This window comes from Pseudarthrobacter sp. fls2-241-R2A-168 (assembly GCF_030209335.1).
Taxonomy (GTDB): domain Bacteria; phylum Actinomycetota; class Actinomycetes; order Actinomycetales; family Micrococcaceae; genus Arthrobacter.
The window spans coordinates 377,161-402,423 of sequence record NZ_JARVSG010000004.1 but is presented as its reverse complement, the minus strand read 5'-3'; the positions used below and the strand labels follow the sequence as shown (position 1 = coordinate 402,423).

The 25,263-nt window shown below is 65.8% G+C and carries 26 protein-coding genes and 1 tRNA gene; 11 read left to right on the top strand and 16 right to left on the bottom strand.

The window, feature by feature from the left end:
• Nucleotides 1–282: 282 nt before the first annotated feature.
• Nucleotides 283–939, bottom strand: a complete 657-nt coding sequence (locus tag QRN11_RS03800; protein ID WP_285249942.1) for an MOSC domain-containing protein — start codon at nt 937–939, stop codon at nt 283–285.
• 170 nt (nt 940–1,109) lie between these two features.
• Between QRN11_RS03800 and QRN11_RS03795 the strand changes: the two genes are divergently transcribed.
• The 4 genes from QRN11_RS03795 to QRN11_RS03780 are packed head-to-tail and all read left to right on the top strand — an operon-like array spanning nt 1,110 to nt 5,692.
• Nucleotides 1,110–1,769: a Tat pathway signal protein gene (locus QRN11_RS03795; protein WP_285249941.1), complete on the top strand. Its 660-nt coding sequence runs from the start codon at nt 1,110–1,112 to the stop codon at nt 1,767–1,769.
• 2 nt (nt 1,770–1,771) lie between these two features.
• The gene (locus QRN11_RS03790; RefSeq protein WP_285249940.1) at nt 1,772–2,983 is read left to right on the top strand and encodes a glutathionylspermidine synthase family protein; all 1,212 of its coding nucleotides are present in this window, start codon (nt 1,772–1,774) and stop codon (nt 2,981–2,983) included.
• Between the two features lie 31 nt (nt 2,984–3,014).
• Entirely contained in the window at nt 3,015–4,520 is a 1,506-nt protein-coding gene (locus QRN11_RS03785) for an APC family permease (RefSeq protein ID WP_285249939.1), read from the top strand.
• The gene (locus QRN11_RS03780; RefSeq protein ID WP_285249938.1) at nt 4,517–5,692 is read left to right on the top strand and encodes an acyl-CoA dehydrogenase family protein; all 1,176 of its coding nucleotides are present in this window, start codon (nt 4,517–4,519) and stop codon (nt 5,690–5,692) included. The genes QRN11_RS03785 and QRN11_RS03780 overlap by 4 nt, the downstream gene beginning before the upstream one ends.
• A gap of 84 nt (nt 5,693–5,776) precedes the next feature.
• Here the strand turns inward: QRN11_RS03780 and QRN11_RS03775 are convergent, their stop codons facing one another.
• From QRN11_RS03775 to QRN11_RS03745, 7 genes are all read right to left on the bottom strand, one after another.
• Nucleotides 5,777–6,574 carry an alpha/beta fold hydrolase gene (locus tag QRN11_RS03775; protein ID WP_285249937.1) on the bottom strand — a complete coding sequence of 266 codons (798 nt, stop codon included), beginning with the start codon at nt 6,572–6,574 and terminating at the stop codon, nt 5,777–5,779.
• 46 nt (nt 6,575–6,620) lie between these two features.
• Nucleotides 6,621–7,391: an SDR family oxidoreductase gene (locus QRN11_RS03770; protein WP_285249936.1), complete on the bottom strand. Its 771-nt coding sequence runs from the start codon at nt 7,389–7,391 to the stop codon at nt 6,621–6,623.
• Nucleotides 7,392–7,414: 23 nt separating this feature from the next.
• Nucleotides 7,415–8,689 carry an MFS transporter gene (locus tag QRN11_RS03765; RefSeq protein ID WP_285249997.1) on the bottom strand — a complete coding sequence of 425 codons (1,275 nt, stop codon included), beginning with the start codon at nt 8,687–8,689 and terminating at the stop codon, nt 7,415–7,417.
• Between the two features lie 125 nt (nt 8,690–8,814).
• Nucleotides 8,815–9,324 carry a winged helix-turn-helix transcriptional regulator gene (locus QRN11_RS03760; RefSeq protein ID WP_285249935.1) on the bottom strand — a complete coding sequence of 170 codons (510 nt, stop codon included), beginning with the start codon at nt 9,322–9,324 and terminating at the stop codon, nt 8,815–8,817.
• Nucleotides 9,325–9,370: 46 nt separating this feature from the next.
• Nucleotides 9,371–10,534 carry a cystathionine gamma-synthase gene (locus QRN11_RS03755; RefSeq protein ID WP_142060550.1) on the bottom strand — a complete coding sequence of 388 codons (1,164 nt, stop codon included), beginning with the start codon at nt 10,532–10,534 and terminating at the stop codon, nt 9,371–9,373.
• Between the two features lie 37 nt (nt 10,535–10,571).
• Nucleotides 10,572–11,957: a cystathionine beta-synthase gene (locus QRN11_RS03750; RefSeq protein ID WP_285249934.1), complete on the bottom strand. Its 1,386-nt coding sequence runs from the start codon at nt 11,955–11,957 to the stop codon at nt 10,572–10,574.
• A gap of 41 nt (nt 11,958–11,998) precedes the next feature.
• Nucleotides 11,999–12,391 carry a VOC family protein gene (locus QRN11_RS03745; protein ID WP_091416125.1) on the bottom strand — a complete coding sequence of 131 codons (393 nt, stop codon included), beginning with the start codon at nt 12,389–12,391 and terminating at the stop codon, nt 11,999–12,001.
• Nucleotides 12,392–12,529: 138 nt separating this feature from the next.
• Between QRN11_RS03745 and QRN11_RS03740 the strand changes: the two genes are divergently transcribed.
• Complete coding sequence (locus QRN11_RS03740; RefSeq protein WP_285249933.1) at nt 12,530–13,513, top strand: DNA-3-methyladenine glycosylase family protein; 984 nt, start codon at nt 12,530–12,532, stop codon at nt 13,511–13,513.
• A gap of 116 nt (nt 13,514–13,629) precedes the next feature.
• Here QRN11_RS03740 and QRN11_RS03735 read toward each other — a convergent pair whose 3' ends face one another.
• Both QRN11_RS03735 and QRN11_RS03730 read right to left on the bottom strand, forming a co-directional pair.
• Nucleotides 13,630–14,583, bottom strand: a complete 954-nt coding sequence (locus QRN11_RS03735) for a hypothetical protein (RefSeq protein ID WP_285249932.1) — start codon at nt 14,581–14,583, stop codon at nt 13,630–13,632.
• A gap of 132 nt (nt 14,584–14,715) precedes the next feature.
• Nucleotides 14,716–16,437 (bottom strand): AMP-binding protein, encoded by a 1,722-nt coding sequence (locus tag QRN11_RS03730; RefSeq protein ID WP_285249931.1) that lies wholly within the window; start codon nt 16,435–16,437, stop codon nt 14,716–14,718.
• A 114-nt stretch (nt 16,438–16,551) separates the two neighbouring features.
• On the opposite strand from QRN11_RS03730, the gene QRN11_RS03725 reads away from it, so the two are divergent.
• Complete coding sequence (locus QRN11_RS03725; RefSeq protein ID WP_091417048.1) at nt 16,552–16,830, top strand: putative quinol monooxygenase; 279 nt, start codon at nt 16,552–16,554, stop codon at nt 16,828–16,830.
• Nucleotides 16,831–16,922: 92 nt separating this feature from the next.
• Here QRN11_RS03725 and QRN11_RS03720 read toward each other — a convergent pair whose 3' ends face one another.
• The gene (locus tag QRN11_RS03720; RefSeq protein WP_285249930.1) at nt 16,923–17,345 is read right to left on the bottom strand and encodes a thioredoxin family protein; all 423 of its coding nucleotides are present in this window, start codon (nt 17,343–17,345) and stop codon (nt 16,923–16,925) included.
• A gap of 158 nt (nt 17,346–17,503) precedes the next feature.
• On the opposite strand from QRN11_RS03720, the gene QRN11_RS03715 reads away from it, so the two are divergent.
• Complete coding sequence (locus tag QRN11_RS03715; protein WP_285249929.1) at nt 17,504–18,427, top strand: ABC transporter ATP-binding protein; 924 nt, start codon at nt 17,504–17,506, stop codon at nt 18,425–18,427.
• Nucleotides 18,424–19,224, top strand: coding sequence for an ABC transporter permease subunit (locus QRN11_RS03710; protein ID WP_285249928.1), 801 nt, complete (start codon nt 18,424–18,426; stop codon nt 19,222–19,224). Before QRN11_RS03715 ends, QRN11_RS03710 begins: the two co-directional genes overlap by 4 nt.
• Before the next feature lie 27 nt (nt 19,225–19,251).
• Here the strand turns inward: QRN11_RS03710 and QRN11_RS03705 are convergent, their stop codons facing one another.
• Nucleotides 19,252–19,797: an acyl-CoA thioesterase gene (locus QRN11_RS03705; RefSeq protein WP_285249927.1), complete on the bottom strand. Its 546-nt coding sequence runs from the start codon at nt 19,795–19,797 to the stop codon at nt 19,252–19,254.
• 77 nt (nt 19,798–19,874) lie between these two features.
• On the opposite strand from QRN11_RS03705, the gene QRN11_RS03700 reads away from it, so the two are divergent.
• Nucleotides 19,875–20,606 (top strand): potassium channel family protein, encoded by a 732-nt coding sequence (locus tag QRN11_RS03700; RefSeq protein WP_285249926.1) that lies wholly within the window; start codon nt 19,875–19,877, stop codon nt 20,604–20,606.
• A 357-nt stretch (nt 20,607–20,963) separates the two neighbouring features.
• Nucleotides 20,964–21,974 carry a LysM peptidoglycan-binding domain-containing protein gene (locus tag QRN11_RS03695; protein ID WP_285249925.1) on the top strand — a complete coding sequence of 337 codons (1,011 nt, stop codon included), beginning with the start codon at nt 20,964–20,966 and terminating at the stop codon, nt 21,972–21,974.
• Between the two features lie 143 nt (nt 21,975–22,117).
• On the opposite strand, the gene QRN11_RS03690 is transcribed toward QRN11_RS03695, so the two are convergent.
• The 3 genes from QRN11_RS03690 to QRN11_RS03680 all read right to left on the bottom strand — a co-directional run bounded on the left by QRN11_RS03690 (nt 22,118) and on the right by QRN11_RS03680 (nt 23,579).
• Nucleotides 22,118–22,549 (bottom strand): CBS domain-containing protein, encoded by a 432-nt coding sequence (locus tag QRN11_RS03690; RefSeq protein ID WP_142060574.1) that lies wholly within the window; start codon nt 22,547–22,549, stop codon nt 22,118–22,120.
• A 501-nt stretch (nt 22,550–23,050) separates the two neighbouring features.
• Nucleotides 23,051–23,132: transfer RNA gene (locus QRN11_RS03685), tRNA-Tyr, on the bottom strand.
• 198 nt (nt 23,133–23,330) lie between these two features.
• Nucleotides 23,331–23,579, bottom strand: coding sequence for a hypothetical protein (locus tag QRN11_RS03680; RefSeq protein ID WP_142060576.1), 249 nt, complete (start codon nt 23,577–23,579; stop codon nt 23,331–23,333).
• 185 nt (nt 23,580–23,764) lie between these two features.
• On the opposite strand from QRN11_RS03680, the gene QRN11_RS03675 reads away from it, so the two are divergent.
• Nucleotides 23,765–24,256 (top strand): YajQ family cyclic di-GMP-binding protein, encoded by a 492-nt coding sequence (locus QRN11_RS03675; RefSeq protein WP_050054209.1) that lies wholly within the window; start codon nt 23,765–23,767, stop codon nt 24,254–24,256.
• A 111-nt stretch (nt 24,257–24,367) separates the two neighbouring features.
• On the opposite strand, the gene htpX is transcribed toward QRN11_RS03675, so the two are convergent.
• The gene (htpX, locus tag QRN11_RS03670) at nt 24,368–25,237 is read right to left on the bottom strand and encodes a zinc metalloprotease HtpX (RefSeq protein WP_285249924.1); all 870 of its coding nucleotides are present in this window, start codon (nt 25,235–25,237) and stop codon (nt 24,368–24,370) included.
• Nucleotides 25,238–25,263: the final 26 nt, after the last annotated feature.

The window sequence follows — 25,263 nt, the reverse complement described above, 5'->3', positions numbered from 1 at the left end:
GCAATCCCGTGGCAGGACTTCGCGCTGCATCTCTTGGCTGCTATCCCAGCAGTCTGTACAGCGTTTTCTTTAGCCGGCTCTCCCTATGAAAATGCCCGCATCACAGTTGCGGGCCCCAACACTTGCCAGTCCTGCCTCAAAAATTGGGCAGGAATAAGGGATTTCCGGAGTGGGGGATGATTCAAGTGTAAGGTACGCAGGTGCCGCAGCGGAAATTGAGCGTACGACGGCGGGCGGTGAGCTTGCGCACATGCCTCACCGTCCGGCCGCTGCTGCAGGCCCCTACCGCGCCAGCTGCCGCTCCAGCGCCTCGAACTTCTTCCTGAACTCGGGCTGCTGAAGGCGGATCCCGCCGTCGGCCTCGGCATCCTTCAACGCCTCCATGGACTCACGGTCCGGCTCGCTGAACCACTTGCCCACCGTGACGCCGTGCTTCGGGACGTACAGCTTATGGATGTGGTCGCCGGCCCGGATGGTGCCCACCTTGACGACGCGGAGGTAGGCACCCACGCGTCCTTCGCCGGTGAACCGCTTAACGAACTGCGGCTCCCCCATCCGCCGCTGGAACGTGGCGCAGGGGGTGCGGGGCGAAGTGACCTCGACCTCCACGTCCAGGCCGATCTTCCAGCGTTCCCCGATCACGGCGTTGGTGGGGTCAATTCCGGCCACCCGGAGGTTCTCGCCGAAGATTCCGGGTGGGAGCTCGCGCTGCAGCTCCGCGGCCCAGTAGTCGGCGTCGGCCTGGGAGTAGGCGTAGATGGCCTGGTCCGGTCCGCCGTGATGGACGCGGTTGGCCTGGATGTCGCCCTGGAGGCCCAGCTTGTGCACCTTCACCGGCCCGTCCACCGCACGCTTGTCGATGGCCGTGACTCCCACGTTCGAAGAGTCCGGGACAAGCTGGTGGACACGGCAGACGGCAAGGACTGAGGCGGTTTCCATGGCACCAGTGTAGGGATCCCTTAGCCTTCCGCGGCGGCCGCCGCCACCGTGGGGAGTTCTTGCGGGCTATCTGCTCGCAGCCGGGGCCGGCAGGGATTACGCTGATTCGAGGATTGCAATTGGGGGTGCAGCGCTGTGCCCAATTCACGTGGACTACTGAGGGGGACGCCATGGACCCGAACAAAGATCCGGAGCGCGAGCCGCAACGCGACGCCGGCAAGGGCGCGGGCGGCAGCGATGCCGGAGCCGGCCCGGGCAAAGCGGCAGGCCAGCCGAGCGATGCTCCCGGCGGGGACGGGGCGCCCAAACCTCCCCCCTGGCAGGTTCCCAAGCCTGAACTGCGTCCCGACCTCCTGAACCAGCCAGTCACCCCGGTGGATCCGTTCGCCCGGGACCGCGAGAAGCAGCTCAACGAGGCCGCCGCACGGAAGAAGCGCTCCCAGCGGCGTACCGTGGTGGTGGGACTGGGCGTCACGGCACTGCTCGCCGGAACCATCACCGCCGTCGTGGCAAGCAACCAGGACGACCCCGAATACGCGCAGGTCTGCTTCAACGATGAAACCGGCGAGCGCGTTGACGACAACAATTGCAACAGCTCCGCAGGGAGGGGCGGCGGGATCTACGCCTGGTACTTCTTCTCCCGCGGCGCCTATGTCCCGCCCTTGGGGCAGAACCGCTCCACTGCCCCCAGCTACACCAGGACGGTGCCCAGTGGCGCGAAGGCGTCCACGGGGTACAGCACCCAGGGCGGCACTGTGAGCCGGGGCGGATTCGGCACTACCGCGAAGAGCGGTACCAGTGGCGGCGGCGGCAAAGTCTCGGGGGGTTAGGCGTGAAGCGGTTGTTAAGCGAGCCCAGGCCCGGATGGAAGCAGAAGATCGAGGAACAGGGCCTGGTGTTCTCCACCACCACCATGGACGACGGGCGGAAGATCGAATACTGGAACGAGTCCGCGTACTACGAATTCACCACTGACGAGGTGGAAACCCTTGAGGTAGCCGCCGAGGACATGCACAAAATGTGCCTGGAGGCAGCGCGGTTCCTGGCCACCGGGGCCATGGGGGACATTGGCATCGGTCCCCAGGCCCTGGAACTGGCTGCGGCCTCCCTGCAGGCGGCTGACGTGGACGTCTACGGCCGGTTCGACTTCATCTACGACGGTCAGGGCGGCCCGGCCAAAATGCTGGAGTACAACGCCGACACTCCCACCGGACTGATTGAGGCCGCCGTCGCCCAATGGTTCTGGCTGCAGGACGTCTTCCCTGGGAAGGACCAGTGGAACGGCATCCACGAAGCCCTGATCCGGCAGTGGAAAAAGTTCCAGTTCCGCACCGGCATGAGCACCCTGCACGTTGCGCACTCGGAAGTTGAGGAGTCCGGCGAGGACTGGATGACCGCCGCCTACATGCGGGACGTCGCCAGCCAGGCCGGCTGGACCACCATCGGCATCAACATGTCCGATATCGGCTGGGACCCCAACCTGAACCGCTTTGTGGACCTGGACAACTTCATGATCAGCACCATCTTCAAGCTGTACCCGTGGGAGCTGATGATGAAGGAACCGTTCGGCCACCGCCTGCTCGAACGCGCCCACAACCCCCGCTGGGTGGAGCCGGCCTGGAAGATGCTGCTCTCCAACAAAGCACTCCTGGCCGCCCTGTGGCACCTCTATCCGGAGCATCCCAACCTGCTCCCCGCATACCTGAACGAGCCCGGTCCCTTGACGGAGTGGGTGGCCAAGCCCCTGCACGGCCGCGAAGGCGACAACATCCGGATCCACGCCCAGGGCATCAACCTTGAGCAGCCCGGCGGCTACGGCCGTGAAGGCTGGTGCTACCAGCAGTACCATCCGCTGCCGGACTTCGACGGCAACCATCCCGTCCTTGGCCTGTGGGTGGTGGACGGCGAATCCGTGGGCTGCGGCATCCGCGAATCGGACGGCCCGGTCACGGACTATTTCTGCAGGTTCGTCCCCAACACCATTGACGCCCCGGCCCCGCTCTCGGCCGCGGCCAATTCCAGCAAGGCAGGTATCGCCCTATGAGCCCCCTGACATTTCCGGCCCCGGTGGCAGCATGAGCACAGAGATCACGACGGCGGGAGGCCCGGGCGGAGCGTCCGGCGCCGGCGTCCCGGCCAAGGGACTCCGGGCCGGCATCCTGGACCTCGGCGACTCCGTCATGCTGGGCCTGGCCTCCACCGCGCCGGTGTATTCGCTGGCCGCCACCCTGGGACTGATCGTGGCAGTGAACGGGGACTACACTCCCCTGATCCTGCTTATCGGTTTTATCCCGGTCCTGTTCATCGCCTACGCCTTCCGGGAACTGAACAGCGCTATCCCGGACTGCGGCACCACATTCACCTGGTCCCGGCGTGCCTTCGGACCGTGGGCGGGCTGGCTGGGCGGCTGGGGTGTCGCGCTCGCGGGCATCATCGTCCTGGCCAACCTCGCGCAGGTGGCGGGCCAGTACCTGTGGCTGCTGGTGGGTGACGGCACACTGGCCGAAAACAAAGTACTGGTGACCGCCACCGGCGTGCTCTTCATCGCCGTGATGACGCTGGTCAATTACCGCGGCATCCGCCTGGGCGAGCACGTGCAGCGTGTCCTGACGTATGTGCAGTACATATCGCTGGGCATTTTCGCAGTGGCCATCGTGGTGGGAATCATCAGGGGTTCAGCCAGCGGCGAGACCACCATCCAGCCCTTCGATTTTGAGTGGTTCAACCCCGCCGGTGCTTTCGCGGACCCGGGTGCCGTGGTGCACGGCGCCCTGCTGGCCCTGTTTATCTATTGGGGCTGGGACACGTGCCTGGCAGTCAACGAGGAAACCGAGAACCCCTCCACCACTCCGGGCCGCGGGGCCGTGATCTCCGCGTTCGTCCTGGTGGCCATCTACGTGTCCGTTGCGCTCCTGGTGATGATGTACGCGACGGTGGGCACGGAAGGAATCGGGCTCGGCAACGAGGCGAACCAGGACGATGTCTTCCTGGCCATGAAGGACGTGGTGCTGGGCCCGTGGGGCTGGCTGATCGTCGTCGCGGTGCTGGCTTCCGTCTTGTCCTCCACCCAGACCACCATCCTGCCCACCGCCCGGGGCACCCTGTCCATGGGCGTCCATGGCGCCCTGCCCGCCAAGTTCGGCGAGGTGCACCCAAAGAACCAGACGCCGGGTTTCTCCACCCAGGTGATGGGCGGCGCGGCCATTGCCTACTACGTGGCCATGAGCTTCCTCAGCGAAAATCTGCTCTCGGACTCCATCAGCGCCATCAGCCTCTTCATCGCCTTTTACTACGCCCTGACCGGCTTTGCCTGCTTCTGGTTCTTCCGGAATACGCTCCGGCAGTCGGCGCGCAACCTGTGGTTCCGGGGCATCCTGCCGCTCGTGGGTGCGCTGCTGCTGACCGGTGCCTTCTTCGTTTCAGCGGTTCAGATGTGGGACCCGGCGTACGGCGATACCCGGATCTTCGGCGTCGGCGGTGCCTTTGTTAGCGGCGTGGTGCTCCTGGCCCTGGGTGTGGTCCTCGCGGTCGTCTGCCGGTTCCTGCCCGCCACCCGGGCCTACTTTGTGGGGAAACCGTGACAGCTGACCCGTCTGACGTCCTTGCCCTTGACTCGCTGCTGACGGCGGACGAACTGGCCCTCCGGCAGAAGGTCCGGGACTTCACGGACCAGCGCATCAGGCCGGACATCGCCCGCTGGTATGAGGACGCCGTCTTTCCCCTCGAGCTCGCACCGGAACTGGGTGAGCTCGGGGTCCTGGGGATGCACTTGAAGGGCTACGGCTGCCCCGGCCGGACCGCCGTCGAATACGGCCTGGCGGCGATGGAACTGGAAGCCGGGGACTCCGGAATCCGCACGTTCGTCTCGGTGCAGGGTTCGCTGGCCATGACCGCCATCCACACGTGGGGCTCGGAGGACCAGAAGCAGGAGTGGCTGCCCCGGATGGCCGCCGGGGAAGTCATCGGCTGCTTTGCGCTGACCGAACCTACCGCCGGTTCCGATCCCTCCTCCATGACCACCTATGCCCGACGCGACGGGTCCGGTGACGACGCCGGCTGGGTGCTGAACGGGGCCAAGCGGTGGATCGGGCTCGCTTCGGTGGCGGGGGTCCTGGTGGTGTGGGCCATGACGGACGACGGCGTGCACGGCTTCCTCGTGCCGGCCGGAACGCCTGGCGTGACCGCCACGCCGATCGCGCAGAAGCTGTCCATGCGTGCGTCCATCCAGTGTGATGTGGTGTTCGACGACGTCCGGCTGGGTCCGGAGGCCCTGCTCCCGGCGGCGCGCGGCCTGCGCGGGCCGTTCACTTGCCTGAACGAAGCGCGGTACGGCATCGCCTGGGGTGCCATGGGCGCTGCCCGCGATTCCTACCAGGCGGCACTGGCGTATTCTCAGGAGCGGCTCCAGTTCGGCAAGCCGCTGGCCGGCTACCAGCTGACCCAGGAAAAGCTGGTGAACATGCTGGTGGAGATCCAGAAGGGCACGCTGCTGGCGCTGCACCTGGGCCGGCTCAAAGACGCCGGCGTGCTGCGGCCGGAGCAGATCTCGCTGGGCAAGCTGAACAACGTCCGCGAAGCCATCCGCATTGCCCGCGACGCACGAACCATCCTGGGCGGCAACGGGATCACGCTGGACTACCCGCCCCTGCGGCACGCGGCCAACCTGGAATCGGTGCGCACCTATGAGGGCACCGACGAAGTCCACACGCTGATCCTCGGCCAGCACATCACCGGCTTGGGCGCCTTCCGCTGACCCATGCATCCCAACTAGGTAGCGCTAAGTGTCGCTGTGGAGCGCCAAAACGACACTTAGCGCTACTCAGTTTGGGTGCGGGGTTTATGCGAGGCCCTGCAGGAAGCGGCGGACCTCGGCATTGAACGCTTCGGGTGCTTCGGCGAACACCAGATGTCCGGCGCCGGGAATCACCGTCAGCTCTGCCCCGGGTATCTGCCGGTGGAGCTCATGCGCCACCGGCAGCGGTGAGCGCTGGTCTTCCTCGCCGTAGATCAGGAGGGTGGGAACAGCAATGGTGGGCAGGAGGTGGCGGTAGTCCGCGCGTCCGCTCGCGCTGAGCAGTGCCCGCAGGCTTGCCGGGCGGACATCGAGCATGATGGCGGCAATCTCGGCGACTACCGCGGGGTTGGCGGCGGGCGTGAAGAGGGTGGGCAGCCACTCGTGCACGAACTTTCCCGGCGGCTCCCCGATTTCCGCTTCCACCATGGCAATCCGGCGGTCTACTTCCTCCGGCGGCAGCGACCCTGCCCAGCCTGCATAGGCCGATACCAGCAGCAATGACGCAGGGACGTCCGGGTACCCCTTGTATAACTCAAGCGCCACCATGGAGCCCCAGGACAGGCCCAGGATATGTGGCTTTCCCTTGCCGCGGACGGCCTGCTCCACGAAGCCGGCGGCGAGCAGGCCCAGCTCCGGGGCCGAGAGGTCCGGTGCAGGATCATCGGACTGGCCGCATCCGGGAGCGTCCCAGGCGATCAGGGTGAAGTCCCGGGAGAGGTCCTCCAGTTGCTGACGCCAAATCCTGCTGTCATCGCCTGCCCCATGGAAGAGGACCAGCGGCGGCCCGGTGCCCACCTGCTGGTAGGCAATCCTGAGTCCGGCTACCTCAACGGCGTCCATATCCGCGATTGTAGGACTGCGAAGGCCTGTTGCCTACGAGCAGGCGTCAGGCCGAGAAACCGCCGTCGGCTTTGATGAGTTGGCCGGAGACCCAGCGGCCGGCCGGTGAGAGCAGGAATGCGACAGTACCGGCCACGTCCGCGGGGGTGCCCAGCCGGCCGATGGGCTGCTGTGCCGTCAGAGCTGAGCGGACCTTGTCATCCATCCAGCCTGTGTCCACGGGCCCGGGGTTGAGGACGTTGGCGGAGATGCCCAACGGGCCGAGTTCACGGGCTGCTGCGATCACGATCCTGTCCAGGGCCCCCTTCGAGGCGCCGTAGGGAAGGTTGAACGCTGTGTGGTCACTAGTCAGCGCCACGATCGCGCCGCCGTCGTCCGTCACGTGCCGGGCGAAGGCGGCAATCAGCTGCCAGCTGGCACGCGTATTAACGGCAAAGTGTCGCTCGAAGGATTCCAGGCTGGTATCCAGGATTCCCGAATCAACGGACTCGGCGTGGCTGAGCACCAGTCCCTGCAGCGGCCCTGCCAGCCGGACGGCTTCGGCGAACAACTGCTCTGCGGCGGCCGGGTCCTCCAGGTCCGCCGGCAGGGTATGCACCTGGGCGCCGATCGCCTCCAACTCGGCGGTCAGGCGCACGACGTCGTCCGGCCCGCTCCCCCACGGCATCCGGGCATCGTAGTCCTGCCAGTAGGCCAGGACCAGGTCCCAGCCTTCGGCCGCCAGTTGCCGGGCGATGCCCGCACCGATGCCGGCAAGGCGGCCGGCGCCCGTGATCAAGGCAGTGTTGCGGGCAGCGCCCGGCACAAGGGGTTCCATGGCACCAGCCTAATGGCGCGGCGTTAAGCCACGGCGACCGGCTCTTCCCGCGGGGCGGCGTGCCTGCGGATGGTGGCGCTGATGACCGCGGCGATGGTGCACATGGCCGCCGCGCCGAACCAGGCGTAGGTGTACTGTCCGGTGGAGTCGCGGATGGCGCCGGCGGCCAGGGCCGCGGCGGCGGCCCCGAGCTGGTGCGCGGCGAACACCCAGCCGAACACCACGCTGCCGTCCGCGCCGAAGGTTTCCCGGCAGATGGCGGCGGTGGGCGGGACGGTGGCCACCCAGTCCAGGCCGTAGATCACCACAAAAACGATCATGCTCGGCTGCACTTCGGCGCTCAGGAGCAGGGGCAGCACCAGCAGGCCGATGCCCCGGAACTGGTAGTAGACGGCCAACAGGATGCGGGGGTTGAACCGGTCGGTCAGCCAGCCCGAGGCGATGGTGCCCACAATGTCGAAGATCCCGACGACGGCGAGCAGCCCCGCGGCGGTGGTTTCGGCCATCCCGTGGTCATGGGCGGAGGGGATGAAGTGGGTGCCGATCAGCCCGTTGGTGGTGGCACCGCAGATCGCGAAGCCGGCGACGAGGGCCCAGAAGGTGCGGACCTTGCTGGCCCGCTTCAGCACCTGCAGGGCGCGCACGGCGGCGTTGGCGCGGGGGCCGCTGTCCGCGGGCGGTGCCTGGAAGGTTCCTGCCTCCGGCGGTTCCGCACCGTACGGCAGCGCACCGGCGTCGGCCGGCGAGTTCTTCAAAAACTTCAGCACCAGCGGGACCACCGCCAGGGCGCCTGCCGCGATGAGCAGCGACGCCTGCCGCCAACCCGGATCCTGGGCCAGCACGGCGATAAACGGAAGGAAGACGAGCTGGCCGGCGGCGCTTCCTGCGGTGAGGATACCGATGACGAGCCCACGGTTTTTGACGAACCAGGTGTTGGCGATGGTGGCAGCGAACACCAGCGCCATGGACCCGGTGCCCAGCCCGATCAGCAGGCCCCAGGTCAGCAGGATCTGCCATGACTGGTTCACCAGCACCGTGAGCGCACTGCCGGCACCGATCAGCACCAGCGCCGTTGCCGTCACCGCCCGGATGCCAAAGCGCTCCATCAGCGCCGCGGCGAACGGCGCCGTCAGCCCGAACAGGACCAGGTTGATGCTGACGGCCCCGGACAACACCGTGGTGGACCAGCCGAATTCCTGCTGCAGGGGCACCATCAGCACGCCTGGAGCAGCCCGGAAACCGGCAGCTCCCACCAGCGCGAGGAACGCGACGGCGGCAACGATCCAGGCCGGGTGCAGGCGCCGCCGCCGTGGCGGATTGTCCTGCGGGCGGACGACGGCGGATGCGGCATTGGCGCTTCCGTCGCGAGGGAGCCGGCTGGCTGCCGGTGCTGTGGTGCTTCCGTGGGTTGGCTTGTCGTCGCTCACGCGGCTGTTCCCTTCGGGGATCCGGCGGTGGCGAGCTCCACCGGCGATGTTGTCCTGGTCTGGCTGTGCCAGCTGGTGTTGGCCGCGGTCAGGCGGTCACCGCAGTGGGTGCAGGTGTCGGCGGAGCTGGTTCGCTGTCCGCAGCCCGAATGGATGACGTACATGTGGGCCTGCTCGGACGGTGCGGGCAGGTGTTTCTCCGACCAGATGGTGACAGCGTTCAGCACCGGGAGGGCGTCTTCGCCCTTCTCCGTGAGGACATACTCGCCCCTGGTGCGGCCGCCGTCGTCGTACGGCCTTTTGGTCAGCAGCCCAGACTCAACGAGGCTGGCCAGGCGTTTGGTGAGCACGGAGTCGGCCACCTCCAGCCGGGACTTCATCGCGTCGAAGCGACCGTTACCGAAAAACACTTCCCGGAGGACCAGGATGGTCCAGGGATCGCCCAGGATATCCAGGCCACGGGCCATGCTGCAGTTGCGCCGGGACCAGTCAGATCGGAGTGCCATATGGGGACCCTAGCTGACTTTCTTGAAGAAAGCCAGCACGAGCGCCCTAAGGGATGGACGAGAACGCCTGCTCGAGGTCCGCCACCAGGTCCTCCACGTCCTCTATGCCGCACGACAGCCGGAGCAGGTTCACCGGGACAGCGAGTTCGGTGCCCTTGACCGAAGCGTGGGTCATTTCCGACGGGTAGTTCATCAGCGATTCGATTCCGCCGAGCGACTCGGCCAGGGTGAACACCGAGGTTGATTCGGCCACCTTCCGGGCAGCCGCCTCGCCGCCCTTGAACTGCACGGACACCATGCCGCCGAAGCTGCGCATCTGCTTCTTCGCGAGCTCGTGGCCGGGGTGGGACGGCAGCCCCGGGTACAGGACAGCCTCCACTTCGGGGCGCTCCAGCAGCCATTCGGCAACCGCCTGGCCGTTGAGGCTGTGCCGGTCCATCCGCACACCCAGGGTCTTTAGGCCGCGGGTGGTGAGGAAGGCATCCATCGGACCTGAAACGGCGCCCACGGCGAACTGGACAAAGCCGATCTTCTCGGCCAGTTCGGCGTCCTTGACCACCACGGCGCCACCCACCACGTCCGAATGCCCGCCAATGTACTTGGTGGTGGAGTGGACCACCACGTCGGCACCCAGGGCGAGCGGAGTCTGCAGGTAGGGCGACGCGAAGGTGTTGTCCACGACCAGGAGGGCCCCGGCGTCGTGCGCTATCTCTGCGAGCGCGGCGATGTCCGTGATCTTCATCAGCGGGTTGGACGGCGTCTCCACCCACACAAAGCGGGTCTTGTTGGCGGCGACGGCCTGGCGGACGGCGTCGAGGTTGGCCATGTCCACCGGGGTGTTGCCGATCCCCCATCCGCCCAGCACGCGGCTGATGAGCCGGTAGGTCCCGCCGTAGGCGTCGTTGCCGAGCACGATGTGGTCGCCGGGCCGGGTCAGGGCGCGGATGAGCGAGTCCTCAGCCGCCAGTCCGGAACTGAAGCTGTAGGCGTGCGTGCCGCCCTCCAAAGCGGCGAGCTGTTCCTGCAGCGCGTCCCGGGTGGGGTTGCCGCCGCGGCCGTACTCGTAGCCGTCGCGGAGCCCGCCGATTCCGTCCTGGGCATAGGTGGAGCTGAAGTGCAGCGGCGGAACCACGGCACCGGTGCGCGGCTCGAAGGGCTGGCCGGCGTGGACGGCGCGGGTGTTGAAACCTTGGTTTTCCGGGAGGGACATGGTGCTCCTTATCGGGCAGGGAGGTCGGAGGTGCAGGTCAGTTGCTGAGGTAGGCCAGGAGGTCGTGCCGGGTAAGGATGCCCACCGGGGCGCCCACGAACGTGACCATCACCGTATCTACGTCCGAGAGCAGCTCCCTCGCGGCAGAGATGGTCTCCAGGGAACCGATGACGGGCAGCTTGGGGCCCATGTGCTCGGCGATCTTGTCCGTCAGCTTGGCCTCCCCGCGGAACAGCTTGGCCGTGAGGCTGCGCTCATCCACCGCACCGAGTACCTCGCCCATGACCACGGGCGGCTCCTGGGACAGGACCGGGATGTGGCTGACACCGAACTCGTTCATGATGTTGATGACGTCGCGGACGGATTCGTTGGGGTGGATGTGCACCAGGTCCGGCAGTTCGCCGTTCTTGGACTTGATCACCTCACCCACGGAGGTTTCCTCGCCGCCGGAGAGGAAACCGTAGGACCGCATCCACTGGTCGTTGAAGATTTTGGCCAGGTAGCCGCGCCCGGAGTCGGGCAGGATCACGACGACGACGGCACTCTCCGGCAGGTCCCGCGCCGCCTGCAGCGCGGCTACTACAGCCATGCCCGAGGAGCCGCCCACGAGGAGGCCTTCCTCGCGGGCGAGGCGGCGGGTCATGGCAAACGAGTCCGCGTCGGTGACGGCGATGACCTGGTCCGGGACGGACTTGTCGTAGTTCGCCGGCCACATGTCCTCCCCCACGCCTTCCACAAAGTAGGGGCGTCCGGTGCCTCCGGAGTAGACCGAGCCTTCGGGGTCGGCGCCGATGATCCGGACCAGTCCGCCGTCGGACTCCGGCCTGCCGGCCGAAACCTCCTTGAGGTACCGGCCGGTGCCGGTGATGGTGCCGCCGGTGCCGGCGCCGATCACGCAATGCGTGACTTTGCCGTCGGTATCTCGCCAGATTTCCGGGCCCGTGGTCTCATAATGGCTTCCCGGCGCTGCCGGGTTGGAGAACTGGTCCGGTTTGTAAGCGCCAGGCGTTTCGCGCACCAGCCGGTCCGAGACACCGTAGTAGCTCTGCGGGCTGTCCGGCGGAACGGCCGTAGGCGTCACCACCACTTCCGCGCCGTAGGCCTGCAGGACGGCCCGTTTGTCCTCGCCCACCTTGTCCGGCACCACAAAAATGCACTTGTAGCCCTTCTGCTGGGCGACAAGAGCCAGGCCCACCCCCGTGTTGCCGGAGGTGGGCTCGATGATGGTGCCGCCGGGCTTGAGCTTGCCGTCCCGCTCGGCGTCCTCGATCATTTTGGCCGCGATGCGGTCCTTGATGGATCCGCCCGGGTTCACGTATTCCAGTTTGACCAGGACGGTGGCTTTGATGCCGTCCGTCACGTGGTTGAGCTTGATGAGCGGGGTATTGCCGATGAGGTCCAGGACGGACTGGGCGTACTTCATGAGTACAAAGCTACCGCTTTCGCGGGCGCCTGCCCCGTCAGTCAACTCCCTGCCGAGGAATCCGTCTGCCAGAGGCCCATGATGTTGCCTTCGGTGTCCTTGAAGTAGGCGTAGTAACCCATGCCGGGAACGGCGTCCTTGGCCTGGGCCACCGAACCGCCGGCGGATTCCACCTGCGCCAGGGCTGCGTCCATGTCCTCGACGTCGATGGTGATGATGGGCGTCCTGAGGTTGTCCGTGCGCGGGAACAGGGCACCGTTGATGGCACCGGGCGCGCTTGGCATCCCTGTTTGCTGGTCCGATGGTGTGGTGATGGCGATGGTGTAGTCCATCCCCTGCATGGGGCTCAGGTTCCAACCGAATGCGCTTTGGTAAAAGCCGTTGGCGCGTTCCTTGTCGTCGGCGGGGATCTCGAAATGCACAACTCCAGCCACTGCATGCTCCTTTGAATGCGAAGTGAAGGCGCGGACGCCCCGCGCCACACCTGGGAGTCTAGTCCTTTGCACGCCATGGATTAAGGGCCCGGCTGGGACCCCGGGCGCATTGTCCGCGTGCCATGGGACGATGGCAGTATGACCATTGCAGAGGCACCCGCGCGGCTTTCCGCCGCCGCGGACGCCTCTCTCCGCTGGTATCCGGGCGGCCAGTATGACCTTGCCCGCACCTTGGGCCCGCTCCTGCGCGGCAACAGTGATCCGTCCTTCAGCGTCCAGGGTGGAGTCATCTGGAATGCCTTCACGACGGCGGACGGGCCGGCCACCGTGCGCCTCAGCCCCGCCGGCAGCGCCGAACTCGAGTTCCGGGTGGACGTCCAGGCATGGGGTCCGGGAGCAGGCACCGCCATCGGCTCAGTGCCCCGCCTCCTGGGCGCGGAGGATGACTGGAGCGCCTTTGATGCGGCGGCCTTCCACGCCACGCTCCCCCACATGGTCCGGGAGGCGCGGCGGCGGAGCCTGGCCCTCCGGCTTCCCTCCACCGGGCGGATGATCGACCAGCTCGTGCCCATCATCCTGGAGCAAAAAGTGACCGTGATCGAGGCCCGCCGGGCCTACCGCTACCTCGTACACCGCTACGGCTCGCCCGCACCGCAGGCAGGGCTGCTGGCTCCCGGTACCCTGATGCTGCCGCCCACCCCAGCACAGTGGGCACAGATCCCCAGCTGGGAGTGGCACAAGGCGGGCGTGGGACCACAGCGCTCGGCCACCGTGATGCGGGCGCTGCGTTCCGCCGTCGCGCTGGAACGGCTGGCAGCACTGCCGGCGCTGGAGGCGGCAGCAAAAATGCAGACCATCCCGGGCATCGGCATCTGGACGGCGGCCGAGGTGGTGCAGCGCACCCATGGCTGCCCGGACTCCATCTCCGTGGGCGACTACCACCTGGCCGCGTACGTCGGCGCCGCGCTGACGGGCCGGCGGACGGACGACGCCGGCATGCTCCGGCTGCTGGCACCCTGGCAGGGGCACCGGCAGCGGGTGGTGCGGATGATCCAGAGCACAGGCTTCCGGAAACCCACCTTCGGCCCGCGGATGACCATCCAGGACCACCGCCGGCACTGATCCGGCCAGCCTTCGTTACTGCAACGCCGGGTCACGCTTGATTACTGCAACGCGGGGTCACGCTTGATTACAGCAACGCGGGGTCACTTTTGGCCTAATAAACCCCGGTTTTTGGGCTAAACCTGACCCCGCGTTGTTTGAGAAGACGGGTTTTGCGAGGATCGGCGTGCTTGTTTCATCCTGGTGATGAGATCCAGGAAGCCGTCGGCGAGGTCGTCCGCGTTTGGCTTGAAATAGGACCAACCGGCGTTGATGAAGAATTCATCGCGGCGATTATCGCGTGACTGCTGCTCCCTCGAACGGTGATGTTCGCCGTCGTACTGCACAGCGATCCGGTACTTCCGATACCCAAGGTCGGTTGCCGGCGACCGCGGATCGTCGGGATCAAGGCGGAGCTGCAGTTCCGGCTCGGGCAGGTGCGCATCCAGTATCGCAAGCCGAAGGAATGTCTCCGGAAAGGAATCAGACCCTACCCGCATCTCGTCAAGGGCGAGACGCGCCTTTTCCACGCCCTTCATGTTGGGATGCTGCCGTATCAGCAGCCGGAGCCCTTCTTTGTAGGCAAACGGCGCGCTGCGGAACTCCAGTTCAGGGCGTGGAATCCGGATCAGCTGGTCTCCCAAGGCCACGAGGTATGGGAGCGGCAACTCATGGGCCAGGTCCAGCCACGTCCTTGCTGGCCCGGTGACCCTGATTCCATCAATCTCCACCACTTCACCAGGGATCATACGCACCCGGTGAGCGATGATTCCGGCCCGGCGAACACGCGGCAGGCTGTGCGGCTTGCTGAGATGGATACGCGGCTCGTTGCCCAGCCAGGGAGGAAGCCCCAGCCCGCAGAGGATGGCAGCTGTTTCATGGGACACCCAGGCATCCGTGGTCGCCGTGCAAAGCACACGGGCCCGTTCAGCCAGCTCAAGCTCCCGCCCGGCATGGGCCCGAATCAGCCGCCCTGCCCCAACAAGGTCCTTTGCGCGCAAACGCTTTGGCGCAACGCCAAGGTCGCGTGCCTCGTAGATCGTAAAAGGCAGCTTGGCGAGAGTCTCGGGAAGTGGCTTGGCGGTAACCATGGCACCAAGTGTGCACCCCACAAGCAAGACCTTCTGAAGTTATCCACAGGTATAGGTCCCTCCACCCAACGCGGGGTCATTTTTGGCCCAATAAGCCGCGGTTTTTGGGCCAGATCTGACCCCGCATTGGAGTCAGAGGCCCAGCCTGGCCACGGCCTCCTCGCGCATCTCCACTTTCCGGATCTTCCCGGACACCGTCATGGGGAAGCTGTCCCGTACATCGACGTAGCGGGGAATCTTGTAGTGCGCCAGCTTCCCGCGGCAAAATTCGGCAACGGCGGAAGCGTCCAGCGGTTCAGCACCCGGCTTGAGGATGATGCAGGCCATCAGTTCCTCCCCGTACTTGGCATCCGGCACTCCAATGACCTGCACATCCTGGATGGACGGGTGGGTGTAGAGGAACTCCTCGATTTCGCGCGGATAGATGTTCTCGCCGCCCCGGATCACCATGTCCTTGATCCTGCCCTCCACCACCACGTAGCCGTCGTCGTCCATGCGGGCCAGGTCACCGGTATGCATCCAACCGTCGGCATCAACGGCCTCGGCGGTCTTGTCCGGCTGGTTCCAGTACCCCTCCATCACGGCGTAGCCCCGGGTGCACAATTCGCCGATTTGTCCGCGTTCCAGGACTTCATCCGAACCCGGGTCGACGATCTTGCTTTCCAGGTGCGGCATGGTCCGGCCCACGGTTTCCGTCCGGTGTTGCAGGGTGTCTCCGTCGCGGGTCATGGTGGACACCGGCGAGGTCTCCGTCATCCCGTAGCAAATGGCCACGTCGCGCATGTTCATCTCCGAGATCACCCTGTTCATCACCTCGATGGGGCACAGCGAACCGGCCATCACGCCAGTGCGGAGCGTGGACAGGTCGTAGGAGGCGAAGTCCGGCAGCGCCAGTTCTGCGATGAACATGGTGGGCACCCCGTACAACGACGTCCCGCCGAAATCCTGCACGGCTTCCAGCGCCGCGGCCGGGTTGAAGCCGCGGCCCGGGATGATGGTGGCGGCACCGTGGCTCAGGGCGTTCAGGTTGCCGATCACCATGCCGAAGCAGTGGTAGAACGGCACCGGAATCACCACCCGGTCGTGCTCCGTGTAGCCCAGCAGCTCCCCGATCGAGTAGCCGTTGTTCAGGATGTTGTGGTGGGTCAGCGCGGCGCCCTTGGGAAAGCCGGTAGTCCCCGAGGTGTACTGGAGGTTGATGGGGTCGTGCGGGCTCAATTCCGCCATGCGCGTCTTCAGCGCGGCATGTCCGACGGCGTCCGCCCGCCGAAGCAGCTCTGCGTACGTCAGTTCCGCGTCAGTGAGCGGGACGGCGCCGTCGGACCCTTCGCCGCCAGTTTCCTCCCAGCCGGGCCCTTCCCCGCCGGCCCCTTCCCCACCGGGTGGGGGCAGGAACACAAGTTCGCGAAGATCCGGGCACTCCGCGAGCGCATGGCGGGCCATCCCCACAAAATCGCTGTTCCGGTCCGAGGGCGCGGCGACCAGCATCCGCATCCCGTTCTGCTTGACCACGAACTCCAGCTCGTGGCTGCGGTAGGCGGAATTGACGTTCACCAGGATGGCACCCACCTTGGCCGTTGCGTACTGGAGTAGCGTCCACTCGGCGCAGTTCGGACTCCAGATCCCCACCCGCTCCCCTTTGGCGACGCCCATGGCGAGCAGTGCGCGCGCCAGGCGGTCGACGTCGTCGTTCATTTTGGTGTAGCTCCACCGCCTCGCGTCCGCACCGGGCACCGGAGCGGCCTCGATCAGTGCGTCGTGGAGCGGGAACCTGGCCACCATTTTTTCGAAGTTCCCGCCGATGGTCTCCTCGAGCAACGGGACGTCAGTGTCCCCGGCTGTGTAAGCGCGCATGAGGGCACGCTACCAAGCGGCCCCGGGCAAACAAAGGATTGAGGCGGTGCAACAGTCGGATGGCCCGCGTAAACAGGAGCGGGGCTGCAGCCGGTGGCCGGTATTGTGAAATCCATGAGTTCTCCCATTGACCTGCAGGCAACGTTCATCCCCAACGACGGCGAGTTTTACCGTGTAAAGCTGGCCCTGGAAATCGCCATCGACGAGGTGGTGAACGAACCCGGCTGCATCCGCTATGAGCTGACCGAAGCCACCGAGGACAAGCTGGTCCTGACCGAACAGTGGGCCTCGGAGGAGGATCTGGCCAAGCACTCCAAGGGCATCGCCGTCCAGGACCTGAACGAGTCCCTGAGCGCATTGCTGGCCGAGCCCGTCAAGCTGGAACGCCTGTAGCCCCTTTCACACGAACAACGCGGGGTCACTTTGCGCCCAAAGAACCGAAGTTCTTGGGCGTAAAGTGACCCCGCGTTGCAGTTAAAAAAGGTTTAGAGATCCGGAATCTGGGAGCCGTCCTGGGGTCCCGCCGACTTGCTGGCAGCGCCTGCTTCTTCGCGCTGGCGTGCCACGTGGGCGTGGACCTCGTCCATGTCCAGGGCCTTGACGGCGTCCACAACCTGTTCCAGCTGCTGGGAGTTCAACGCGCCGGGCTGTGAGAACACCAGCACCTTTTCGCGGAAAGCCATCAGCGTGGGGATGGACGAGATGCCTGCCTCGGCGGCCAGCTGCTGCTCGGCCTCTGTGTCCACCTTGGTGAAGAGGACATCCGGGTGCTTCTCGGAAACGGCGGAGTACGTGGGCCCGAACTGCTTGCAGGGGCCGCACCATTCTGCCCAAAAATCCACCAGGACAATGTCGTTGCCTTCGATGGTTGATGCGAACTGTTCGCCAGTGATGTCAACGGTAGCCATGTTTCAACCGTACGCGTGCGTGGCCGGGATGTCTTGGCCAGGGCCGTTTGTTCGCTCCCCGCGTCATCGGGAATAAGAGTGCCCGGCGCATATACAGCTTGCACCCGGGCGCCTATTCTGAGGGTCATCAGCGTTCGGCGCGGTCCACGGGAGGGCTTATGGCTATCGCGATTTCGGCCCGGTCGCTGACCAAGAGTTTCGGCCGCCGCGAGGTGCTGCACGGGATCGACTTCGCGGTGGAAGCCGGCTCGGTGTTCGGCGTGATCGGGCCCAACGGTGCCGGGAAGACCACCACCATGCGCTGCCTCCTCGACATCATCCGCCCCACGGCAGGCGAAGTGCGGGTGCTGGGTGTGGATCCGCGGAAGGGCGGCCCGGAGCTGCGGCGCCGCATCGGCTACCTGCCCGGCGAGCTGTTCCTTGAGGGCCGGGTGACCGGTCGCAAGCTGCTGGCGCATTATGAGGCGGTGAGCGGTCCAGTTCCTGCCGGCCGGATCAACGAACTGGCCGAACGCCTGGGACTGGACCTGGACCGCCACACACGCAAACTTTCCAAGGGCAACAAACAGAAGCTCGGCCTGCTGCAGGCCTTTATGCACCAGCCCGAGCTGCTGGTCCTCGACGAGCCCACCAGCGGCCTGGATCCGCTGGTTCAGCAGGAATTCCATGCGATGGTCCGGGAAGCCCGGCACCGGGGCCAGACCATCTTCCTCAGTTCTCACGTCCTGAGCGAGGTCCAGCAGACGGCGGACACGGTGGCCATCCTCCGGGACGGACACATCATTGCCGTGGAATCGGTGAGCGGGCTTCGCGAAGGTGCAGTGCGCCGCGTCCGCATCACCGCTGCCGGAATAACGCCGGACGACGCCGTTGCGCTGCTGGCCGGGGTACCCGGCGTCGGACAGGTGGAGGTGCTGGAGTCCGACGGCACCGTGACGCTGTCCGCCCTTTTGGAAGGCCCCATCCAGCCGTTGGTGCGGATCCTGGGATCCCTGCAGCTGACCGACCTGGTCCTGGAGGAACCCGACCTGGAGGATGCCGTGCTGAAGATGTATTCCGCCCAGCCGGAGGAGGCGCAGTGAGAACACGCCTACCGCTGTTCCGCCGGGCCTTCTTTGATACGTGGCGGTCCACGCTCGCCTGGGCCGCTGGACTGGCGGCCGCAGCATTCCTCTACCTGCCCCTGTACCCCTCCATTGGCGGCAGTGCCCAGATGCAGGACATGATCAACGCCCTGCCCGCCGAAATGACCAAAGCCCTGAACTACGACCAGATCGCCACCGGCCCCGGCTATACGCAAGCCACTCTGTTCGGCCTGATCGGCTTCCTGCTGATGACCATCGCCTCCGTGGCATGGGGTGCGGCGGCCGTCGGCGGCGACGAGGAGTCCGGCCAGCTGGAGCTGACGCTCGCCCACGGTGTGCGGCGGGTACAGGTGGTCTTGGAACGGGCACTGGCATTGTTGTTGCGGGTGCTGGTCCTGGCGGGCGTGGTCTTCGTCCTGGTGTCCTTGCTGAACGGCCCCTCCCGGCTGGGGATCGAGCCGGGCAACCTGTTCGGTGCCACCGTCCTGTTCGCCGGGCTGGCACTGCTCAGCGGCACCGCCGCCCTGTGCGTGGGTACCATCACCGGCCGCAGGATCCACGGCATCTTCGCCGGGGCTGCAGTGGGGGTGCTCGGGTACGCGTTCAACGCCGCGGGCCGCCAGAGCCAGGACGTGGAGTGGCTGCTGGACCTGAGCCCGTACCACTGGGCGTACAGCAACTCTCCCGTTGCCAACGGCGCGGACTGGGCTGCGGCCGGGTGGCTGTGGGGCATCGCGGCGGCACTCGTGGTGGTCGCCGCCGTCGCACTCGAACGGCGTGACGTGGGCGCCTGAGGCCGCCGGGCAGACGGCCGGGGATGTCTAGGCCCAGGCGTGCGGCGCCGGGGTCCGGCTCCCGGGCAGCGCGCTGGAGGCCCGCCACTCATGGACCCATTCGGGAAGAACCAGGTCTGCGGGGGGCTCGCCAAACTCGCGCAGGATCTCCTCCTGGCTGACGGGCCGGCCCTGGTGGACCAGGCGGGTGGCGATGTAGGCGCGGGCGTAAATCTCGCCGTCGGCCACCATACGCTGCTCAAAGTAGATGGCCTTGGCGTCCAGCCCGATGATCCTGGTTTCGGCGGTGTAGTGCTGCCACAGTTGCAGGGACTTGCGGAACGAGATGGTTTCCGCGGACACGACCGGGCTCCAGCCCCGCCGCCGCATCCGCTTCCAGACGCCGGAACGGACCATCAGGTCGAACCGGCCAAGGTCCATCAGGGACAGGTACATCCCGTTGTTGACGTGCATGGCGATGTCGATGTCCGTGGGCAGCACGCGCAACGGCAGCGACGAATGGTCCCAGACGGTCAGCGGCGGCCGGCGCGACGACGTGATGAGCAGCAGGAGGGTTCTCAACAGCAAGTGCATTCACTCATGTTACCTGCGGGTAACTTTCGGGTCAGCCAGACATCAAGGCTGATAAGCCTCCACGTAGGATTTCCTCCATGACCCAACAACGCTACCGGGACCTGGCGGACTGGCCGCTCACCATGACGGCGCTGATCTTCCTGGCAGCGTATGCGTCGCAGGTCATCGGCCGCATTGAGGGCAGCGCGGCCATCTGGCTGGAGGCCATCATGTGGGCCACGTGGGGTATTTTCGCCGTGGACTACGTGGCAAACCTCTGGCTCGCAGCTGACCGGAGCAGCTGGTTTGTCCGGAACCTGCATGAGCTGCTGATCGTGGCCCTGCCATTCTTCCGCCCACTACGCCTGCTGCGGCTGGTGACCCTGTTGTCCGTCCTGCACAGGACGCTGGGCGACACCCTCCGGGGACGCGTGGTTACGTACGTGGCGGGATCGGCAACCATGCTCGTGTTTGTGGGCGCCCTCGCCGTCCTGGACGTGGAGCAGTCTGCGCCGGACGCGAAGATCCTGATGTTCGGTGATGCCCTGTGGTGGGCCATTACCACCATCACCACCGTGGGCTACGGGGATATGTACCCGGTAACGCCTCTCGGCCGGGTGGTGGCAGCAGCCCTCATGATGAGCGGCATCGCCGTTCTCGGTGTGGTGACGGCATCCATTGCGTCCTGGCTGGTCCAGCGGGTGGAGGACACCGCCGAAGCGGTGGCCGAGGCCGAGGAGCCCGTGCGGGCCGAACTGGCGGACCTGGTTGCGGAAATCGCCATGCTCCGCCGGGAGATTGCGGAGCTGAAGGGCCGGCAAAGCCGGTAGCATCCGCGCCCGGAGCAGCAGGTAGTACGCAGGAACGATTTTGAGTGTCCGGGACCGCACTCCCAAGTACCGGTCCAAAATATTCGGGTAATCCCTACTGGTGCCTGCGCCCCGCCGCACTTCCTAGACTCGGGATTCCTAGGACCGAACATGTGCTGGCCTGTTCACCGGGTGGCTTCCGGATGGCAGTGCCTTCTCGCGGAGCTTCCGTATTTTCTGGGTATGCGGACGCCTCCATCATGCGCCGGCGGCGGCCTGGCCTAAGGCTGGGCCGCCGGTGCGTCACACCTCGATCCGTCCTGCCCCGCTTCCTGCACCCGCAGCTGCCTGGCCGGACCGCACCTCGATGGGCTACCCATGAACCAGCCATACTTCTCTACCCCCGACGGTCCGAGCCGTAGTTTCGCCACCGACGTCCCCCGTTCCGACCTGACGGCGGGCCGCCCCACCATCAGCAACAAACTGTGGGCGGGGATGGCCACCGCTGCCGTTGTGGCGGCGGTGGGAGTGGGAGCCCTTGCCGCGCCCGTCACCATCGCTCCGGCAGGTACGACGGCGGCGGCTCCCGTTGCCGAGGCTGTTTCCCAGGCGCAGGGCACGCAGGCCGATGCTGCCGGTTCGGGTTCCGCGGAATCTGTCCAGGCACCGGCAGAAGCACCAGCCGAGGCCCCCGCTGCTGCCCCGCCGGCCGCGGAAGCGCCGGCGGAGGCAGCACCGCCGCCACCCGCCGTCGAGCCCGCACCCGCCCCGGAACCGGCACCCGCGCCGGCCGCCGACGGAAACCAGTACACCGTGGTTCCCGGCGATACCGTCGGTGCAATTGCAGGGCGGTTCGGGGTGGACATGAACGCCATGCTTGCCGCGAACGGCCTGGGCCAGTACAGCATCATCGTCCCGGGCCAGACACTGGTACTGACCGGTCCGGCAATTGCCGCCCCGGCCCCGGCACCTGCTGCTGTTTCTGCTCCCGCTCCTGCTTCGGCCCCCGCACCGGCACCGGCAGCTGCTCCGGCGCCTGCCCCGGTTGCGGCCGCTCCAGCCGTCCGGACCATTTACGTTGCCGGCGCCGGTGGGCAGTCCATGGTCGATGCCTGCATCGGGCCCATCCACTTCACGCCCAACGACGGCTACTCACTCTTTATCACCGAACATGATTTCTGCGGCGGCTGGGCCCGCTTCTCCGGAATCGGCGTGGGTGAGACGGTGAGCATCCCGGGCTACGGAACGTACACGGTGACGGCTCGCGGGCAGGTACCCAACCCCGGGACCACCAACGATGTCATCAATGTGTTTGGCGGTTTCCCCCGGGCCATCCTGCAGACGTGCATCCCGGGAACCAGCCAGATGCTCCTGATTGCGCTGAACTGAAGATTCCTGCCGCGCACGAGGATTCATAAACTTGTCCGCAGTTCCTAACCTTCAAGGTGGGGAGCTGCGGACAAGGCCAGGATTTGGCATCAAGAAACGCCACGGAGCGACCTCCGTGGCGTTGGTTGATGAAAATTTCCCGGCTAAGCGTTCATCCGTTTGCGTTCGGAGATGTGCTCCACCAGCTCGCCCACGCGCTGTTCGGAGTAATTGCGGGCGATGTCTCCCTGGCTAAGGATCCCCACCAACTTGTGGTCGGCGATGACAGGAAGCCGGCGGACCTGGTGGCTCTCCATCATGTCGATGGCCTCATCAACGTTCGCATCGGCGTCGATCCAGTAGGGCTTGCCCGAGGCGAGATCGCGGGCCATCATTTCGCGGGGATCGCGCCCGGCGGCCACGCACTTGAGCACGATGTCACGGTCGGTGATCATGCCCCTCAACTTGCCGTCGTCACCGCAGATCGGCAACGATCCGCAGTCAAGGTCCAGCATCATCCGGGCAGCATCTGCTAGGGACTGGCTTTCCTTAATACACTGCGCGTCCGTAGTCATGAATTCACGTACGGCACTCATTTGTCCTCCTTTATCGATTCTTTGATCGACGCAGGGCATCGGGCACTTGCGCCGATGGTGCCAGACTACGCCCGCGCCACTGTCATGTCGACGACGGTTTTGCCGCCTCTGGAGACAGCTCGGGAACCTGGGGTTATAGGACAAAACGTGTGTATGGGAGGGGCCTGCTTCCCAGCAGAGGCGCGGGAAATGGGCGATGGCTAAGCTTTGCCGATTTCCCTACAACGCGCCACCACCACCTGCCGCTTCTACCGCATCGCCCCATCAACACCAGATGAAGTACGACGGCGGTGCTGCCGCCGCCTTGTGCATTCGATAGCTCCAGCAGACCCCAAACGTGATGGCGTGTCGCCCGATCTGGTACAGAACGTGATGGCACGTTCCCCGATTGGGTGCAGGAGGTGGTAGCGGGTTGCCGGATGCTGCGCCACCTTGATGGGGGCGGGCTCGCAAACACGAAAAAGCCTCCGGAACCTATGGTTCCGAAGGCTTTTCCTTGGGTGGCAGATGAGGGATTCGAACCCCCGTAGGCGTTGCCAGCTGATTTACAGTCAGCCCCCTTTGGCCGCTCGGGTAATCTGCCGAACTTCAAAAGAAGTACCCGTAGATGCAGTCTGCAGGACGTCCGTTTCCGGGCCGTTCCGCTTCCAGTAACCGCGGGCAAGACAACTTTACAGAACTTCCGCCGAAGAATCGAATCGGCGCTGTAAGGCCCGGAATGGCGCGGATTCCGGACCCTGCAGGCGGTCCAGGCAGGCGGTCCCTAAGGCTGCTGTCAGGCCTAGCCCAGAATCCGGCCGGCCAGCTTCGCCTCGAACTTCATGGCCTGCTCCTCGGTGATCTGGTTCAACTGCACCGCCCGGAGCAGGTCCTCGCGGACGCCGTCCATACGGGAGGATGCATCCGCCACCGGGCTGAAAATAATGGAAGCTGCCACCGCCGCTGCCGCCACCGAGGTTGCTGCTGTTGCAACCGCCCCGGCTGCCGCCGAGGTGGTTCGTGTGACGTAGTGGACAGCTTTGCGGTGCATGGTGTTCCTTTCGAGCAGTTCCAACTCCTTCAACTCTGTCGCCGCCTCCTTCGTTCCCCCGGGATGTCCGCTGAGAGGGAACTGTGAAATACGGCTCCCCCTCATCAGCGACATCCGTATTAGGCTGGAATGCAGCGATCCCGGCCCTGTCCGCGGACAAGGCCCCCACCAGCACAAGGAGAGTCATGGCAGGCGAGTCAACGTTCGACGTCGTAAGCAAAGTGGACAAGCAGGAAGTGGCCAACGCGCTCAACCAGGCACAGAAGGAACTGGCCCAGCGCTACGACTTCAAGGGCGTCGGTGCAGAAGTGGACTTCAGCGGAGAGAAGATCCTCATGAAGGCAAACTCCGAAGAGCGCGTCCTGGCGGTACTGGACGTGCTCCAGTCCAAGCTGATCCGCCGCGGCATCTCACTGAAGTCCCTAGACACAGGTGAGCCTTATGCCTCGGGCAAGGAGTTCCGCCTCGAGGCTTCCATTAAGGAAGGCATCGCCCAGGACCTGGCCAAGAAGATCAACAAGCTGATCCGCGACGAAGCCCCCAAGTCGGTCAAGTCCCAGATCCAGGGCGACGAACTGCGCGTTACGTCCAAGTCCCGTGATGACCTGCAGGCCACGATGGCCTTGCTGAAGGACTTCGACGAGGCCGACCTGCAGTTTGTGAACTTCCGCAGCTAGCAGCCCCCGCCGTCGGGTTTCGACGCGCACAAATTCTGCCGCCGCAACAAGAGGCTGGCGCACCCGGAATATGGGCAGCGCCAGCTTCTTTGCGTGTCGCCGAAACCGGGATCAGCGCAGCGGCCTGCCGGCCATCCGCTCCAGCCTCGAAATCCGGTCCCGCATGGGCGGGTGCGTGGCGAACAGCTTGTTGATGGCGCCGCCGCGGAACGGATTTGCGATCATCAGGTGCGATGCGTTGACCAGCCTCTGATCATGCGGCAGCGGCGCAATGCTGACGCCGCGCTCGATCTTGGCCAGGGCTGAGGCGAGCGCCAGCGGATCGCCGGTGAGCGCGGAACCGTCCTCGTCGGCGTCGTACTCCCTGGTGCGGGAGATGGCCATCTGGATCAGCGACGCCGCGAAGGGCGCCAGCAGGGCCATGGCGATCATGGCCAGGGGGTTCGAGTTCCGCCGGTCGCCGCCGCCGAAGAACAGCAGCATCTGGCCCACCGATGTGATAACGCCCGCGACGGCGGCGGCCACGGACGAGGTGAGGATGTCGCGGTTGTAGACGTGCATGAGTTCGTGCCCCAGGACGCCGCGGAGTTCGCGGGCGTCCAGGAGCTGCAGGATTCCTTCGGTGCAGCAGACCGCCGCGTTCCGCGGGTTCCGGCCGGTGGCGAAGGCGTTCGGATTCATGGTGGGCGAAATGTAGATCCGCGGCATCGGCTGGTTGGCGCGCACGGACAGCTCACGGACAATCTGGTACAGCTGCGGCGCCTGCGCTTCCGTGACCGGGTAGGCCTGCATGGACCGGATGGCGATCTTGTCGCTGTTCCAGTAGCCGTACGCCGTGGTCCCGACTCCGACCAGCGCCATAATCCAGATAGGAGCCGAACTGCGGGTGCTGGCGCCAATGAAGGCTCCGAGGCCAAGCAGCACCGCCCACAGCACGCCGAAAAGCGCCGCCGTCTTCAGGCCGTTGTAGTGTTTGTGCACGATTCCTCCTCGCTCATCTATGGAAA